Genomic DNA, 14695 nt, shown 5'->3' on the forward strand with positions numbered 1-14695 from the left:
TCCCTACAAACCGGCTGGACGGTTGGCTGAAAATAGTTTTATGGACGAAGGAGTTGATGAAATACACGTTCTCGGATCGGAGTCCGCCGGTCGAATGGTAGAGGCGTCGGCGATCATCGTTCTCGGTGCGCTCTGTGCAGTAGTCGCAGGTTCGGGTGTGTTCTTTGTCGTCGGATCGATTGGTGGCTTCGCCCGATTGCTCTACCTGGTTGTTCGTGGTCCGCTCAACTCTTGCTCGGTACCGGTGTCGAATGTCGAGCTGGCGCCTTCGAGAACGTCATGTGGTCGTTGATGCTCCCGAACGTCGAGTGAAGACGATCAAGGATGTAGTTCTGACGCATGTTCCACGGTGACTTCGATCCCTGCTTCGGGAACTGTTCCACAGCACGCATGACGTACCCCGACGCCAGGTCCAGGATCGGCCGCTGGTCCATCTCTTCGCTCGCGTGCGGCGCACACTTCGAATAGCCGCGCTTGTCCATCTCCGTCAGCAGTCGGCAGACGTACATCGACGTGAGATCTGCTCGCAGAGTCCACGAGGCGTTGGTGTAGCCGACGCACATCGCGAAGTTCGGTACGTCGCTGATCATCATGCCCTTGTAGACGTAACGATCACCGAGGGTGACGGGTTCGCCGTCCACTTCGATCGACATCCCGCCGCACGCTTCCATCTTCAATCCTGTTGCAGTGACGATGATGTCAGCTTCGAGTTCGCGACCTGACGCGAGACGAATTCCAGTCTCGGTGAAAGTGTCGATGCGATCGGTCTCGATCGAGGCCTTGCCCGATCGGAGGGCTTTGAACAAATCGCCGTCCGGTACGACGCACAAGCGTTGATCCCAGGGATCGTAGGTGGGTGTGAAGTGAGGATCGAGTGGGATCTCTTCCGGGAGTTGGCGACTGATCGCGAGGTTCAGCAACCGCTTTGCGCGCGCTGGACTGCGCCGGCACAGTTGATAGAAACTCAGGTTCACTACGATGCTCTTCCATCGAGCGATGCTGTGCGCGAGTTGATTCGGCAATACTGCGCGGATGGTGTCCGATAATTTGTCGCTGGACGGCAGAGCCAGAATGTATGTCGGTGATCGCTGGAGCATCGTGACGTGGCTTGCGTCGCGCGACATCGTGGGGACCAATGTGACTGCGGTGGCGCCGCTTCCGATCACAACGATCTTCTTGTCGGAGTAATCGAGATCCTCGGGCCAGAACTGCGGGTGCACTACGTCGCCGCTGAATGATTCACGTCCAGGGAAGTCGGGGGTGTATCCGCCTTCGTAGCTGTAGTAACCACTGCACAGATAGAGGAAGTTGCAGGTCAGGGTTTCATCTTCGTCACCGGTCGTGACAGTGACCCTCCACGTCGAGTCAGCTGACGACCATGATGCGGTCGTCACCTTCCGGTTGTACCGAATCTTCTTGTCGATCCCGTTCTCTCGCGCGGTGTCGCGCACGTACCGGAGGATCGAATCACCGTCGGCGATTGCTTTGGCATCTGTCCACGGCCGAAACGGGTAGCCGAGCGTGAACATGTCGGAATCCGACCGGATGCCAGGGTATTTGAAGAGGTCCCAGGTTCCGCCACTGTTCGCGCGGGCCTCGAGGATTGCGTACGACTTGCCGGGAAGCTCGGTCTGGAGTCGATACGCAGCACCGATGCCGGACAAGCCGGCGCCGACGATCAGGACATCGAGGTGTTCGGTGCTCATCAGTTCGGACTCCGTATCGATCGTGTGGGGCCACCGGGCAGGCTAAGTGTTCGATCTACACACTACTGAACGATGCTCAGTAAGGCGAGGATGACCATGTGATCGTCGGCGGTCGGATAGCCGCACACAGTGGTTTACCTGCGGCGTCGGTGAGGCCGAGGTCTCCGTGGAGCATGCCGGAAGCGTCGGCCTCCTCGGCGATGTGCTCGGGGATCGCGTCGAGCATCAGCTTTGCGCGCCGAAACATCTCGAACGTCTGGTCATCGGATACCGTCACCCAGGACAGGTAGATGAAGCGTCCGCGAGGTGGACCCTGGATGTATGGACCGAGTAAGTCCCAGGCACCGGACTTTCGCTCCAGACTCGCTGTCAGTTCCCATCGCACTGTCTCGGTATCTCCCGGTACGAGGTCGAGGATTTCGTGTGGCTTGCCTCGGCGCTGAACGCCGACGTGGATGTTGCTGCGCTCTTCGAAGGTTGCGGTTTCGGAACACTCACGTCCGGGCAGGCTGTGACCGGTGATGATGATCTGCATATCGACATCATGCTCTGCATAGGTCGGGAGGGGTTGGCGTGGTGAGTCGTTCGGGTAGAACCTCTGTTGCGGCCGTGGTGGCGAGCATTCTGTTGTCGGGTCTCGGGTGGGGGTCAGGTGTTGCAGTGGCGACGGCGGACGAACCGGAAGTCGCGGGCGCGCTGGAGTCCTATGGCGAACTCTCGGCCGCAGTGTTTCCGGTCGGCGCCGGTGAGACGCAGCGGGTCGTCTATCGAACTCTGCGTACCGCTGACAGATGGGGAGAGTCGTCAGGGTCCGTGTTTCTGCCGGAAGGCGCCCCACCGGCGGGCGGTTGGCCCGTCATCTCCTATGCCCACGGAACTTTGGGCAGTGCGGATCAGTGTGCACCCTCGTCGACCGGATTCGGTCCGGGCGAGATCGAACCGATCGAACGCTGGTTGGAGCAGGGGTACGCGGTGGTCGCTACCGACTACTCGGGAGTTGGTACCGACGGGGTGCTGGCCTATCTCGACGGACATGCCGCCGGGGCGAATGCCGTCGACATCGTGCGGGCCGCGCACGAGTTGTACGGCAATGTGCTGAGTCCGCGGTGGATGGTCGCGGGTTTGTCCGAAGGTGGTCATGCGGCGTACTTCGCGGGACACGATGCCACCACTCGTGCACCGGAATTGGATTTCCGTGGCTCGGTTGTCGTCGCAGGCCCCACACACATGGAAGGGCTGTTTCCGTTGGGCGGTCCGCTGTTTCCCGACATCGGTATCACCGGGCTGGTGGGATATGCGCTGTACGTCCTGGCTGGGATCGACGATCAACGACCCGAAGAGAACATTCGCGAGGTTCTCTCGCCGCAGGGGATCGAGTGGATGGAAAAGGCTCGGACACTGTGCGCCGGAGATCTCGGCCGACACATTCGAGCCGAACGAATCCAGTTGAGCTCGTTGTTTTCTCGGTCAGTATGGACGCCGCGCATGTACGACCTGTTCCGCGAGATGATGCAGGTGCCGGTCGACGGCTACGACCGTCCACAGCGCGTGGTGCAGAGCGTGTCGGACACAACGGTTCCTGTCGCCCTTACCTGGGCGCAACTGGTCGACATGCGTTCGCGGGGAACGCAGTTCGAGTATCAAGAACTCGCCGGAATCAGCCACGGTCAAACGACGGTCGCTTCGATGGACCAGACCATGGAGTTCATCGATCGATTGATGAGGTGATGTTCTGGTGGTGTGGTTGTCCAGGGTGGCTGTTCAGCGCATACGCCGCGGACCGTAATCGTGGCCACCGTTGGCGAACCACACGATTGCCGCAATCGCGTACAGGATGCAGACCAGGAGTAGTAGGCCGCCTGCGATCCACAGCGAGATCTGACCGAGCCGTTTCACTCGATCGGACGCATACCGCGACCCGGCCACATCGCCGTCAGCCCACAGCGGATACACGTTGAAGGCGTGCGTGAAAGCGGAGAAGGAAAGCGGCCAGAAGAACAGCAGCGAGACCACTGCCCAGCCCGCATTGACGGGTGGTCGAATCGGGTGCTGAGGAACGGATTGCTGGACAGTGGGTTGATCCGGGGTGGTCATGGGGGCTCCTGACATGAGGTGGCCCTTTCGACGCTACTGCGATGGAGCTGAAGAATCACTGAAAAACGGTGTTCGGTGATGCGATGTGGATCAGCGGCGTAAGTGTGCTGGATCAGCCGCATTGCCAGTCGTGACCGCTGGTGGTGGTTCCGGGTCATTGTTGTGCAGACGAGGGGCGTTCACGTCAGCGCAACTCGATGCCGCTCCGCGAGCATCCTCGCTACCGGCAGGACGTCCTTTGCTGCCATCTCGATACGTTCGAATACCTCGGGATTGAGGATGGTCGTTCCGTCGAAATCACCTGAGCTGAGATAGATTCCGACCGGAGCGGTCAGCGCTTGGAAGAAAGCGAACAGTGGCCGCAGGGCATGATCCAACACGAGAGCATGGCGGTCGCTACCACCTGTAGCGGCAAGAATCACCGGAGTGTTGGCAAGCGCGTACTGGTCGACGAGATCGAAAAAATGCTTGAACATTCCCGTGTACGAACCGCGGAACACCGGTGACGCCGCGATGACGATATCGGCGGACTCGACTGCTGCCAGCGCTTCGGCGGTCACTGAGTCGACGTGATCGCGATCCAGAGCAGATGCAAGACCTGGAATCAGATCCACGATCTCGAAAACTCGTGTGTCGATCTGCTCGAAGTCTCCCAAGGTTTCGACGATCAGGTCGACGAGGGCACGAGTCTTGGAGGGTTTTTGGAGATTGCCGACAACGGCAACAATTTTGAGCGGTGTGCTCATCGAAACTCCTATTCTTGGGACGACTTCAGTGATTCGATTTCCTTACGCACAATGGGGGCTACTTCGGTGCCGAGGATCTCGATCGCACGCAGCATGTCCTTCTGTGGCACGTTGCCGAACCCCATCTGGATCATGATGCGGTCATGATGGAACAGTTCGTACTGCGCCATCGTCTTGTCGATGATTTCCTGCGGGCCGCCGAGGAAGAACGCACCCGCGGTGGTTGCCTGCGCTTCATATGCCCTGCGGGGCATGGGAACTCCGTTTCCGCGCTGATGATGATTCTGCATCCACCCGGCCTGGAAGTACGGGTACGACGTGTCGAGTGCTGTTTGCTTCGAGGTATCGACAAATCCTGGCGAAGCAATCGAGACAGCCAGTTTCTTCGGATCGTGTCCGAACTCCGCTGCAGCCCTGCGGTATAGATCGACGAACGGTTCGAACTGTTGGTAGCTTCCACCGATGATGGCCAGTGAGAGGGGCAGGCCCAGTTTCGCGGCACGGACGACAGAGGCCGGAGTACCTCCGACTGCGATCCACACCGGAATCTGACGGTCCGGGCGGGGCGTCACGTCACCGTCGATCAGTGGTGGGCGAAGTTGTCCTTCCCAGTTGATCGGGTTTTCGTCGCGCAGTTTCAGTAGTAGATCAAGCTTTTCGGCGAAGAGTTCGTTGTACTGGGACAAGTCGTACCCGAAGAGCGGAAATGACTCCGTGTACGAACCTCGGCCGGCAATGATCTCGGCACGGCCTTCGGAAAGCAGGTCGACTGTCGCGAACTGTTGGAACACACGTACGGGATCGTCGGAACTGAGTACGGTTACGGCGCTGGACAGCTTGATGTTGTCGGTAGCCTGAGCCATTGCCGCGAGCACAACGGCAGGGGCTGAGACTGCGAAGTCGGTGCGATGGTGCTCGCCGACGCCGAAGACATCGAGTCCAACCTGATCGGCAACGGTTGCCTGCTCCACCAAATGACGAAGGTGGACACCGGGATTCATCATCGCGCCGGTGGTGGGATCTGGGGTGAGTTCACCGAAATGGTAGACGCCCAATTCGAAGGCCATGTTGTTTCTCGCTATCTGTTCGTGGGGGTGATGGAAAGCTGTTCTACGTGCGCATCGCATGCGCCGCCTTGTTTCGTGTGATGTGTGGCAAGTCGGGAGAAGAAGCGTTCGAGCACCGGAAGCTCCTCGGTTTCAATGAGATCGGAGAAGTATTCGGCGATCCCTCGCGTGTGTATGGCGGACGCTTTTCGAAGCGTCTTCTTGCCCGCAGGCGTCATTGACACCGTCACGACGCGTCGATCGTTTTCCGGGCGAACGCGCTCTGCCAGTCCTGCCTCGACCAATCGATCGACGACGCGCGTCACGCCACTGGTGGTGACCAGGACCAGTTCGGCCAGATCGCCCATTCGGATCGTGTTTCCCGGCGCTTCGTGCAGTCGGAGCAGAACGTCGTACTGGCCAAGGGTGAGCCCGGTGGTGGTTCGAAGGTCCGCCTCCATCTTGCCGAGGATGACGCTGTGGCTGACCACTAGGTCACGCCAGACGGAACCGCGTCGACGTTCGTCGGTAGTCATCGGTGACAGCCTCCATTTATTTGCGCTCGCAAGTATTGCTTACTCAAATAATACGCCTGGATCGATCGAACTATTCCCCGCTCTCATTTGTGCTGGTAGCAAGGTATTGACTCGAACACGTGTTCGAGTATTGTTGGGGGTGGGGATCGGGGGATTCAATGAGTGTTCTGTTGTCGGATGTGGTGTCTGGTTCTGCGGTGGGGTTGCGCGGACGCCTGTGGCAGTTGACGGCTTCTGAGTTGCGTGCTGCTGCTATCGACGCGAGTGCGGAGATTCTTCGTCTCGAGGCTGTGCGGGTGGCGGTGGTGGACGAGTTGTCGATGCGGCCGGATGATCAGGTGATTGCCAGCCGCGGGGTGGGTGCGTGGTTGGCGGGCAACACGATGCTGCAGGTTCGGGACGGGAAGAAGATCGCCGCGTTGGGTGCGGCGTTGCGGCCGTTTCCGGCGGTGGCTGCTCGGTTTGATGGCGGGGATTGCTCGTTCGATCATGCCGTGTTGATCGTGGCGTTCTGTGAGTCACCACCGAAGGGCATGCCGGAGGAAGCGCTCCCTCGCTGTATCGATTTGTTGTTGGCTGCCGCGTCCGGAGTGGAAGCGACAACCACGAAAGTGCGGAACGTGATCGCGACGTTAGAGCGCATTTTCGAATCGGATGAGATTCCGCCCGCCGAGGATGTGGATCGGAATGAGTTGCGGATCGCGTCGACGTTGAACGGTCGGGTGGTGGTGCGTGGGGATTTCGATGCCCTCACCGGTGAAATGTTGTTGTCGGCGTTGTCGAATCTGACGATGCCCACCCCGGCACCGGATGGGACGCCGGATTCTCGGTCGGCGGCGAAACGGACGGCGGACGGGTTCACGGAACTAATCCGCCGGTATCTCGATTGCGCTAAGACCGGAACCGATGGTGGTCAGCGTCCGCACGTGAATGTGCACATCAATGCTCGGGATCTCGCGGAGCATCGGGACTGCGCCGCAACACCCTCCACTGCTGATGACGGAATGGCTGTGTCGGATCTTGATGTCGGGCACATGCCCTGGCTCGGACCACTGTCCGTATCGCAGACCAGGCTTCTCGGGTGTGATTGTTTCCTGTCGACCGTTCTGCTCGACGATCACGGCGCGCCCTTGGATGCGCAACCAGGAAAACGATTGGTCACCGCCGAACAGCGAGTGGCGTTGATCGCCCGGGACAAAGGCTGCGCCTTCCCCGGCTGCACGTGCGTACCCGCCTGGACCGATGCGCACCACATTAAGCACTGGGCGAACGGTGGCCCGACGGTGATGAACAACCTGGTCCTGCTGTGCCGTTCACACCACCGGCTGATGCACCGAAAATCAGGGTTCGTCGGGAAATGGGAAATCCGGATCGGTGTCGACAACAAACCCTGGTTCATCCCGCCGCCCTCGATCGACCCCGGACAGCAACCCAGGCCGGCGAACACCACCTTCAAAACCTGAGAGGTCAAACCTCTTTGGCGACAACAGAACACGGACCGAGCACCGCATCGAAGGGATCCTCCGATGCGGTGCCAACCGGCCGTGGAGGAGTCGAATCAGTGCTTCGAGCGCTTGTGGCGGTACATCTCCGCATCGGCCGTATCCCAAGTCTCGGAAAGGCTTTGGGTCATGGAAAAGTCGGCTCGACCGATCGAACAACAGACGTCGGCATTCCGGAACGCCTTCTCCAAACACTCGAGCAGGTAGTCGACGGCGCGCGGCTGTGTATCGGGCAGAGCGATTCCGAACTCGTCTCCGCCCAACCGTGAAACCACCGCACCAGGGTGCGCGCACGCTGCCAAGATCTTGCCGGCCCTTTGAACGTATTCGTCGCCCGCGGCGTGGCCGAGTTCGTCGTTGATGGTCTTCATGCCGTCCAGATCGACGATGATGATAGCTCCCGGATCGGCGAATTGGCGGTACCGAGTTTGCTCGGCCTCGAGGATGCGATTCCACCCGCGCCGATTGAGAAGACCTGTCAACGGGTCGGTCTCGGCATCGAGTTGCGCAGTTTCGGCCAGTCGGACTGACTGCGCGCGCTGATAGTCGACATCGAGAATGGTTCCGAGAAGTCGGCACAGGAGATTGAGGAGGGCTAGGTTGTCCTCGAGTGCGGAGTCGCCCGCACTCGGGTCGGCGCCACACAGAGTGCCGAAGAGACTGCCGTCGTTGTGGAGGATTGGGATGCTGACGTATGCGCCAATGCCTTCCCACCTGCCATCACGGGACAGTGCGCGCACGAGCGCGCGATTCGATGAGACTGGCGGCGCATTTCCGAGTACCACCTCGCTGCACATGGTGTTTGGCCAAGCCCGGGTCTCGCCGACTTCGATGTGAAGTGGGTTGGGTGAGACGGTGAGAAAGATTTGATTGGACCCGTCGAACCGCGTGATCGACCACAGTGCCAGCGGAAGATATTCGTCGAGGTAGGACACGACCGAGCGACTTGCGTCGTCGAAATTCGTCAGAGGTGGCAAGAGTGGCAACATCGGGATGGTGCGCGTCTGGCCGTGCGGCATTTTGACCTCCTGATCGACCCTAGGATTCTGTCGATGTTCAGGCTCTTGGTCCCGCGTGCGACAAATCTTCCACGAACAGTCTGCCTCGAGAATCCTCGCGATTGCTGAAAGTGTGCTGTGATTCTTCCGACCGCGGGGCCGTGGATTCTTTGGTGGCCAGCTAATCTTCCGGTATGGAGCTGGCGCGTGGAGCGAACACAGTCGTTGAGGGAACTTCGCTGAAGGTGGCGGTGAACGGTAGCGCCCCGGGCACGGTAGACCTGATGGTGTTCCAGCTCGACGAACGGAACAAAGTACGGGACGACGCAGATTTTGTCTTCTTCAATCAGCCGGTCTCACCCGAAGGCGCGGTGCGCTTGGAGTCCGGCGGCGTCATCGAAATCGACATTGCGAGGTTGCCCGCTGACATCCATCAGCTGAGTGTTGCCGTGGCACTTGATGCGGCGGCAAACGGAACCCTGTCTGCTGTCGGGGGCCTTGGGGTCGTGGTGGAGCAGGTTGGTTCCACCGCCATCGTGGCTCAGGCTTTGGGGTTGACGAGTGAGAGAGCAGCGGTTCTCGTCGAGATCTATCGCCGCGGCACGGGCTGGAAGCTGCGAAACGTTTCAGCTGGCTGGGACAGCGGATTGGCGGACCTGGTAACAGCATTCGGCGTTTCGGTCGACGAGGAACCGCCGGCTCGACCCGCCGGCTCTGCTGAATCGACAGGCGGTATCCGGACCGTGCCCGACGAAGCCAAACTCTCCATGGTGAAGCGGGAGAAGCTGGACCTCCGAAAGCGCGAAGTGGCCAAGGTCCTGCTGACGAAGGGTGGCAACGGAATTCGGGCACGGGTGGTCCTGGTGATCGACAAAACCGGAAGTATGGCCAAGCAGTACCGCACCAGAGTGGTGCATCGTGTTGTCGAACGCATGATTCCCGTTGCGATCCAACTCGATGACGACGGCAAGCTGGAGCCGTACTTGTATGCAGTCAGCTTCGTCAAACTCCCCGAGATCTCTGTCCATGACGCGGAAGGGTGGTCGGATACCTACCTGCACTTGCGCGGCTCGCACGGCGGATTCAACTACGACAAGATCGGCGCCGCAAATCGTGAAGTGCCGATCATGACTGAGATTCTTTCCGGCCTGACACGTGGTTCGGCGCCGACGCTCGTCCTGTTCTTCACCGACGGTGGCTTCAGCGAGCGCAAGGAAATCACGAAATTGATGCGCGAAGCGTCTGGGCTCCCGGCCTTTTGGCAGTTCGTCGGAATCGGCAAGGCCAACTACGGAGTGCTGGAGAAGCTCGACGACCTCGACGGCAGGGTGGTCGACAATGCCGGATTCTTCGCGCTGGACGACATCGACACCGTCGACGACGCCCAGTTGTACACCCGTTTGCTGAGTGAATTCCCGGATTGGCACAAGGCAGCTGTAGCCGCGGGCATCACAACGCCGTGAATTAGCTGGTCGAAACCAACTGCGGTGCATTCTCTTTCAAGAATTCGTCGATGTGCGCCCAGGTGGAGTCTCTCGCGGTGGGGCCGGCAACGAGCCCGAGGTGACTTCCCGGCGCCTTCTCGAACCGGACCGACGGCGCGCCGGTGAGGACCGACGTGATTGCTTCCACCGAAGCGATGGGTGCAATCACGTCAGTGGTGCCGCCGATCGCGAGAACGGGAACGCTCAGAGCTGACAGTTTGATCTCGCGTCCGGCAAGCGTGACGGCGTCGTTGTAGAGATTGTTGCCGAGCATGAGTTGTTCGCAGATCTGCTGAAAAGCCTTGCCAGGGTATCCAGGCATGGCTGCCATGAACTTGTCTATCGATTCCATGCGAGCCAGTGTCTCGGTGTTGTGGAGGTTGCGCATGATGAACCATGGCTTGAGAACTTCGCGCTGCAACGCCGTCACCTTGTAACTCGCCTGAACGAGTGGAGCAGGTAGTCCGCCGACAAGATTGGTCGCGGACGTGAGTGGGGTGTCGCCCGTGTATTTGCCGATCAGCCTCAAGGGGCTGATAGCGGGAATCTTCGTGTAATCGATTGGCGTTCCGATTGCCGTGATCGATGCGATCGGCAGGTCGGAGTGAGCGGAGCCCGTGAGCAGAGACATGGTCCCGCCGAGGCTCCACCCGATCAGCGAAACCGGTGCGCCGTCATGTAGGTCCGAGATCGTACGGATCGCTTCCGGGATGATGTCGTCGACCCAGGCCTCGAAACCCATCCCGCGGTCGGAGTACCGCATGGTCCCGTAGTCGAGGAGGTAGGGCGTGTTCGCCCCATCCAGTAGGTGCGCGGCGAGGCTTTGGCCCGCACGAAGGTCGTAACAGTCGGCTGAAACCGCGAGGGGCGGTACGAGGAGAACCGGATTACCTCTTGGCCTCCACAATGCGCCGAAGCGATACAGATCGCGGTGTGGACCTTCGCTGATCAGTACGGACGGGGTGCGTTCGGTCTTCTCGACACCGTCGCCGAACGAGAGTCCCCATGCATTGCGTGCTGCGGTGTCCAGCGTGGGACGCCACGTCGCGATCAAACCACTGATATCGAGCACTGGTTCCCCTCGGAGTCGAATCGGCGGACGGCCGAGTCAGCCCGCTCGGTGTATGTTACCTGCCTTCACATACATCAACTTCGTGGGTGCAGAAACCCAGCTCGGCAACGGAGCCACCGTGCCGAGCTGGGGTGATCGGGGTGATGCGGCAGTGATCAGGTGGGGCGATCAGGCGGGGACGATCAAGCCGGTCGAGGCTGTGGCCGTCGCGTATCGCTGTGCAACGTCTTCCCAGTTGATGACGTTCCAGTAGGCCTTCACGTAGTCGGCCTTGACGTTCTTGTACTGCAGGTAGAAGGCGTGCTCCCACATGTCGAGCATGAGCAACGGAACGATACCGATGCTGATGTTGCCTTGCTGGTCGGTGAGCTGCTCGATGACCAGGCGCTGCCCGACCGTGTCGTAGGCCAGTACTGCCCAGCCGGACCCCTGCAAAGTGGTTGCTACAGCGGAGAAGTGGTTGACGAATGCGTCGAAGGTGCCGAAGTGCTCGTCGATTGCGGCTGCCAACTCGCCCTCTGGCCGCTCACCGCCGTTGGGGGAGAGGTTCTTCCAGAAGATGGAGTGATTGGTGTGGCCGCCGAGGTGGAAGGCGAGGTTCTTGCTGAGCAGCGGCGCCTTCGCGGTGATCGTGCCGTCTTCGCGCGCAGCAGCCAACTGCTCGATTGCGCTGTTGGCGCCCGCCACGTACGTTGCGTGGTGCTTGCTGTGGTGCAGTTCCATGATCTCGCCGGAGATGTGCGGTTCGAGAGCGGCGTAGTCGTAATCCAGTTCGGGGAGAACGTATTCAGTCATGTGACATGCCTTCCTTTGAGGAAATGTTGTGAGTCGAGAGATTTCGATAGGTTCGATTGTGATAGACGAGCGGCGCTGACATGTGCTGCGGATCGATGACGTCGACGACGCGTGCAGTGACGATCACTGCGGCGCCACATGTAGTGGCATTCAAGGGAACCGCACGCAGGGCGTGGCCTGTCCCATGCAGGAACGGTTCACCCGTCGAGAGAAACGACCAGGGCATATCGTCTCCGAAGCGCACAGCGCCGCGGGTTGCGAACGTGGAAGCCAGTCGTTCGTTCGCCGAATTTGCCAGGTGAACAACAAAACTGCGGGCGGAAGCGATGACGCTCGCAGAACCTCGCAACGACTGCAGTGAAAACGCCAGAACTGCAGGATCGGCGCTGATCGAGATCACCGACGACGACGTGATGCCGGCCGGGCCGTCATCGCCCGTTGCGGTGATGATCGAGACGCCGGCGGGATGGTTCCGGAACGCCTCGACGAAGGAGTTTCGGATGGACGGCTCCGCATCAACAGAGTCGTCCGAAACAGATTGGGTGCCAACCAGTTTTGTGGTCACTCCTCGCCCCTCTTCTGTCTCGGGTTTTGCTGCCGTTGCACTGTCTTGTGCAATACCGACGTTAAAACCTCGAGTGCAGTTGAGGTCAAGATGCTGTGGCGGACCTCACCGTCCGAGCTTGGCTGCCAGGCGTTCCATGTATCCGACAACCTCTTCGGGGCTCTTGTCCGGAGTGCCGAACATTGCTTCGGTGACACCGATGTCTTCCCAGTGGGCGAGCTTCTCCGAATCGGGTTTGCCTGCCAGGACGGTTATTTCAGGCTCGCCGACTCTACCTGCTTCGGCCCAGATCTTTCGGAGCAGTTCCACGTTTCTGTCGATCTCCTGCTCGATGGGTGTAGTGATCCACCCGTCGGCAGAATTTGCGATCCACTTGAAAGTCTTCTCGTTGCCGCCGCCGCCCAACAAGATGGGAGGACGGGGCTTCTGAACGGGCTTGGGCCAGGCCCAACTAGGCCCGTACTTCACGAATTGGCCGTCGTACGAAGCTTCTTCCTTCGACCACAGTTCACCCATGGCTTCGAGATACTCCCGGAGTGCGGGCCGGCGTTTGTTGGGCGGTACGCCGTGGTCGGCGAGTTCCTCTGCATTCCAGCCGAATCCGACTCCGAAAACCACGCGTCCGTCGGAAAGATGGTCCAGCGATGCGATGGTTTTCGCGAGAGTGATCGGATCGTGCTCGAGGGGGAGTGCCACCGAGGTGCCCAATCGGATGGTGCTCGTGACCGACGCGGCGGTGCCGAGGGCAACCCAGGGGTCGAGTGTGCGCATGTAACGGTCGTCGGGCAATTCTGCCGACTGGGTTCCGGGGTGATCGGAATCCCTCGATACGGGGATGTGAGTGTGCTCCGGAACGTAGAAGGCGTCGAATCCATTCGCCTCCGCAGCCTTTGCTGCATCGGCAGGGCGGATGCCGCGATCACTGGTGAACAGGCTGAGTCCGTAGCGCACTGGTTCTCCTTCGATGGTCCGTCGAAAAACTGTAACCTGTTGCATCTTCGTTCGGATAGGTTTCCAGCCCAGTAAATCGATTGCCGACGTGACCGGGGACGTGGTGAACTCGGGCGGACTTGTTGTGGGTCGAGAAGTGGATGCAGTAGAGGTGGATGCAGTAGTGATGGATGCAGCGGAGATGAATCGGTTGTCGTGGAATGCGGCGACCGTCGCTCACAACAGTCACAAAGGAGACCAGGCACAGTTCTTTCGCAACGGCGGGTCGACCTTGTATCCGGAAGAACTGGCGCTGCTCGGCGAGATCGACGGCTCCTCGATTCTTCATCTGCAGTGCAATTCCGGTCAGGATTCGTTGAGTTTGGCCGCTCTCGGCGCCGCGGTGACCGGCGTCGACATCGCGGATTCCGCGATCGACTTCGCCCGAACCTTGTCCGCGGAATCCGATATTGCCGCCGATTTCGAGCGTGCCGATGTATCTGCGTGGCTCCGCGCTGCTGCCGCTGGCCAGAGAAAGTTCGACCGAGTCTTTTCTTCGTACGGAACGGTGATCTGGTTACCCGATCTCGACGAGTGGGCCGAGGGGATTGCCGGTGTTCTGGCGCCGAACGGTCGATTCGTTCTGGTGGAGTTTCATCCGTTTGCCATGTGTTTCGACGAGAAGTGGTCGCTGACATACCCGTACGGAGGCGGGACTCCCGTGACCGAACCCCGTGGCGTGGGCGACTACGTGGCAGATTCGGCCGATCTCATCTTGCCAGGCGCTGAGGGAAACGGAGTCGAGAACTTCGAAAATCCTTTCCCCTCATGTGAATTCAACTGGTCCATTTCCGAGGTGCTAGGAGCTTTGCGGCGCGCCGGATTGACGTTCGAGTCCTTCGACGAGTACCCGTACGCCAACGGTTGGCAAGGATTCGAGGAGATGGCTGAACTCGGCGGCAAGCGTTGGGGAGTCCCGGCCGGACGACCCGAGATCCCGCTCATGTATTCGCTGTCGGTTCGCTTGGCCGACTGACGCCTATTTCCCCCGCATTTGCGGGTAATTGCAGACACAGGTAGTAATTACCCCCATGCCCTCGACGCCACTGACACGACGCATCGCCGTCGACCTGTGCCGTCTTGGTGCCAACTGCTGTTGCTGTTGATTCCTTCCGACTCTCCTGAGTGAGAATGGCGCCGCTCTGTGCGCCTTCGCCCCTG

At 59.9% G+C, this 14695-nt stretch carries 15 protein-coding genes; 4 read left to right on the forward strand and 11 right to left on the reverse strand.

Annotation, left to right across the window (positions count from 1 at the left end):
- Positions 1-224: 224 nt before the first annotated feature.
- Complete coding sequence (locus tag G4D79_RS11065) at positions 225-1706, reverse strand: NAD(P)/FAD-dependent oxidoreductase (protein WP_099697842.1); 1482 nt, start codon at positions 1704-1706, stop codon at positions 225-227.
- Between the two features lie 76 nt (positions 1707-1782).
- Positions 1783-2241, reverse strand: a complete 459-nt coding sequence (locus G4D79_RS11070) for a DUF5990 family protein (RefSeq protein ID WP_042452701.1) — start codon at positions 2239-2241, stop codon at positions 1783-1785.
- Between the two features lie 38 nt (positions 2242-2279).
- Here G4D79_RS11070 and G4D79_RS11075 point away from each other — a divergent pair, with 38 nt between their 5' ends.
- Entirely contained in the window at positions 2280-3434 is a 1155-nt protein-coding gene (locus tag G4D79_RS11075) for a lipase family protein (RefSeq protein WP_099697841.1), read from the forward strand.
- Between the two features lie 33 nt (positions 3435-3467).
- Here G4D79_RS11075 and G4D79_RS11080 read toward each other — a convergent pair whose 3' ends face one another.
- The 4 genes from G4D79_RS11080 to G4D79_RS11095 form a co-directional block, all read right to left on the reverse strand.
- The gene (locus tag G4D79_RS11080; RefSeq protein ID WP_007731480.1) at positions 3468-3800 is read right to left on the reverse strand and encodes a CD225/dispanin family protein; all 333 of its coding nucleotides are present in this window, start codon (positions 3798-3800) and stop codon (positions 3468-3470) included.
- Between the two features lie 179 nt (positions 3801-3979).
- On the reverse strand, positions 3980-4546 hold the full coding sequence (msuE, locus tag G4D79_RS11085; RefSeq protein ID WP_007731485.1) for an FMN reductase: 567 nt from the start codon (positions 4544-4546) through the stop codon (positions 3980-3982).
- 8 nt (positions 4547-4554) lie between these two features.
- Entirely contained in the window at positions 4555-5613 is a 1059-nt protein-coding gene (locus tag G4D79_RS11090) for an LLM class flavin-dependent oxidoreductase (protein ID WP_099697839.1), read from the reverse strand.
- Between the two features lie 11 nt (positions 5614-5624).
- Positions 5625-6128: a MarR family winged helix-turn-helix transcriptional regulator gene (locus tag G4D79_RS11095; protein ID WP_099697838.1), complete on the reverse strand. Its 504-nt coding sequence runs from the start codon at positions 6126-6128 to the stop codon at positions 5625-5627.
- Positions 6129-6286: 158 nt separating this feature from the next.
- Here G4D79_RS11095 and G4D79_RS11100 point away from each other — a divergent pair, with 158 nt between their 5' ends.
- Entirely contained in the window at positions 6287-7591 is a 1305-nt protein-coding gene (locus G4D79_RS11100; RefSeq protein WP_099697837.1) for an HNH endonuclease signature motif containing protein, read from the forward strand.
- 95 nt (positions 7592-7686) lie between these two features.
- Here the strand turns inward: G4D79_RS11100 and G4D79_RS11105 are convergent, their stop codons facing one another.
- On the reverse strand, positions 7687-8649 hold the full coding sequence (locus tag G4D79_RS11105; RefSeq protein WP_058037733.1) for a sensor domain-containing diguanylate cyclase: 963 nt from the start codon (positions 8647-8649) through the stop codon (positions 7687-7689).
- A gap of 173 nt (positions 8650-8822) precedes the next feature.
- Between G4D79_RS11105 and G4D79_RS11110 the strand changes: the two genes are divergently transcribed.
- The gene (locus tag G4D79_RS11110; RefSeq protein WP_099697836.1) at positions 8823-10091 is read left to right on the forward strand and encodes a VWA domain-containing protein; all 1269 of its coding nucleotides are present in this window, start codon (positions 8823-8825) and stop codon (positions 10089-10091) included.
- A 1-nt stretch (position 10092) separates the two neighbouring features.
- Here the strand turns inward: G4D79_RS11110 and G4D79_RS11115 are convergent, their stop codons facing one another.
- The 4 genes from G4D79_RS11115 to G4D79_RS11130 form a co-directional block, all read right to left on the reverse strand.
- On the reverse strand, positions 10093-11184 hold the full coding sequence (locus G4D79_RS11115; protein WP_007733778.1) for an alpha/beta fold hydrolase: 1092 nt from the start codon (positions 11182-11184) through the stop codon (positions 10093-10095).
- Positions 11185-11352: 168 nt separating this feature from the next.
- Complete coding sequence (locus tag G4D79_RS11120) at positions 11353-11979, reverse strand: superoxide dismutase (RefSeq protein WP_003940303.1); 627 nt, start codon at positions 11977-11979, stop codon at positions 11353-11355.
- A complete protein-coding gene (locus tag G4D79_RS11125) occupies positions 11972-12544 on the reverse strand; it encodes a flavin reductase family protein (protein WP_042451450.1) in 573 nt (190 codons plus the stop codon). The genes G4D79_RS11120 and G4D79_RS11125 overlap by 8 nt, the downstream gene beginning before the upstream one ends.
- 105 nt (positions 12545-12649) lie before the next feature.
- Positions 12650-13495, reverse strand: coding sequence for an LLM class F420-dependent oxidoreductase (locus G4D79_RS11130; RefSeq protein ID WP_099697835.1), 846 nt, complete (start codon positions 13493-13495; stop codon positions 12650-12652).
- A gap of 88 nt (positions 13496-13583) precedes the next feature.
- Between G4D79_RS11130 and G4D79_RS11135 the strand changes: the two genes are divergently transcribed.
- Entirely contained in the window at positions 13584-14510 is a 927-nt protein-coding gene (locus G4D79_RS11135; RefSeq protein ID WP_099697834.1) for a bifunctional 2-polyprenyl-6-hydroxyphenol methylase/3-demethylubiquinol 3-O-methyltransferase UbiG, read from the forward strand.
- The last annotated feature ends 185 nt before the right edge of the window (positions 14511-14695 follow it).

The sequence above is a fragment of the Rhodococcus sp. WY5 genome, assembly GCF_018588185.1.
Classification (GTDB): Bacteria; Actinomycetota; Actinomycetes; order Mycobacteriales; family Mycobacteriaceae; genus Rhodococcus_F; species Rhodococcus_F qingshengii.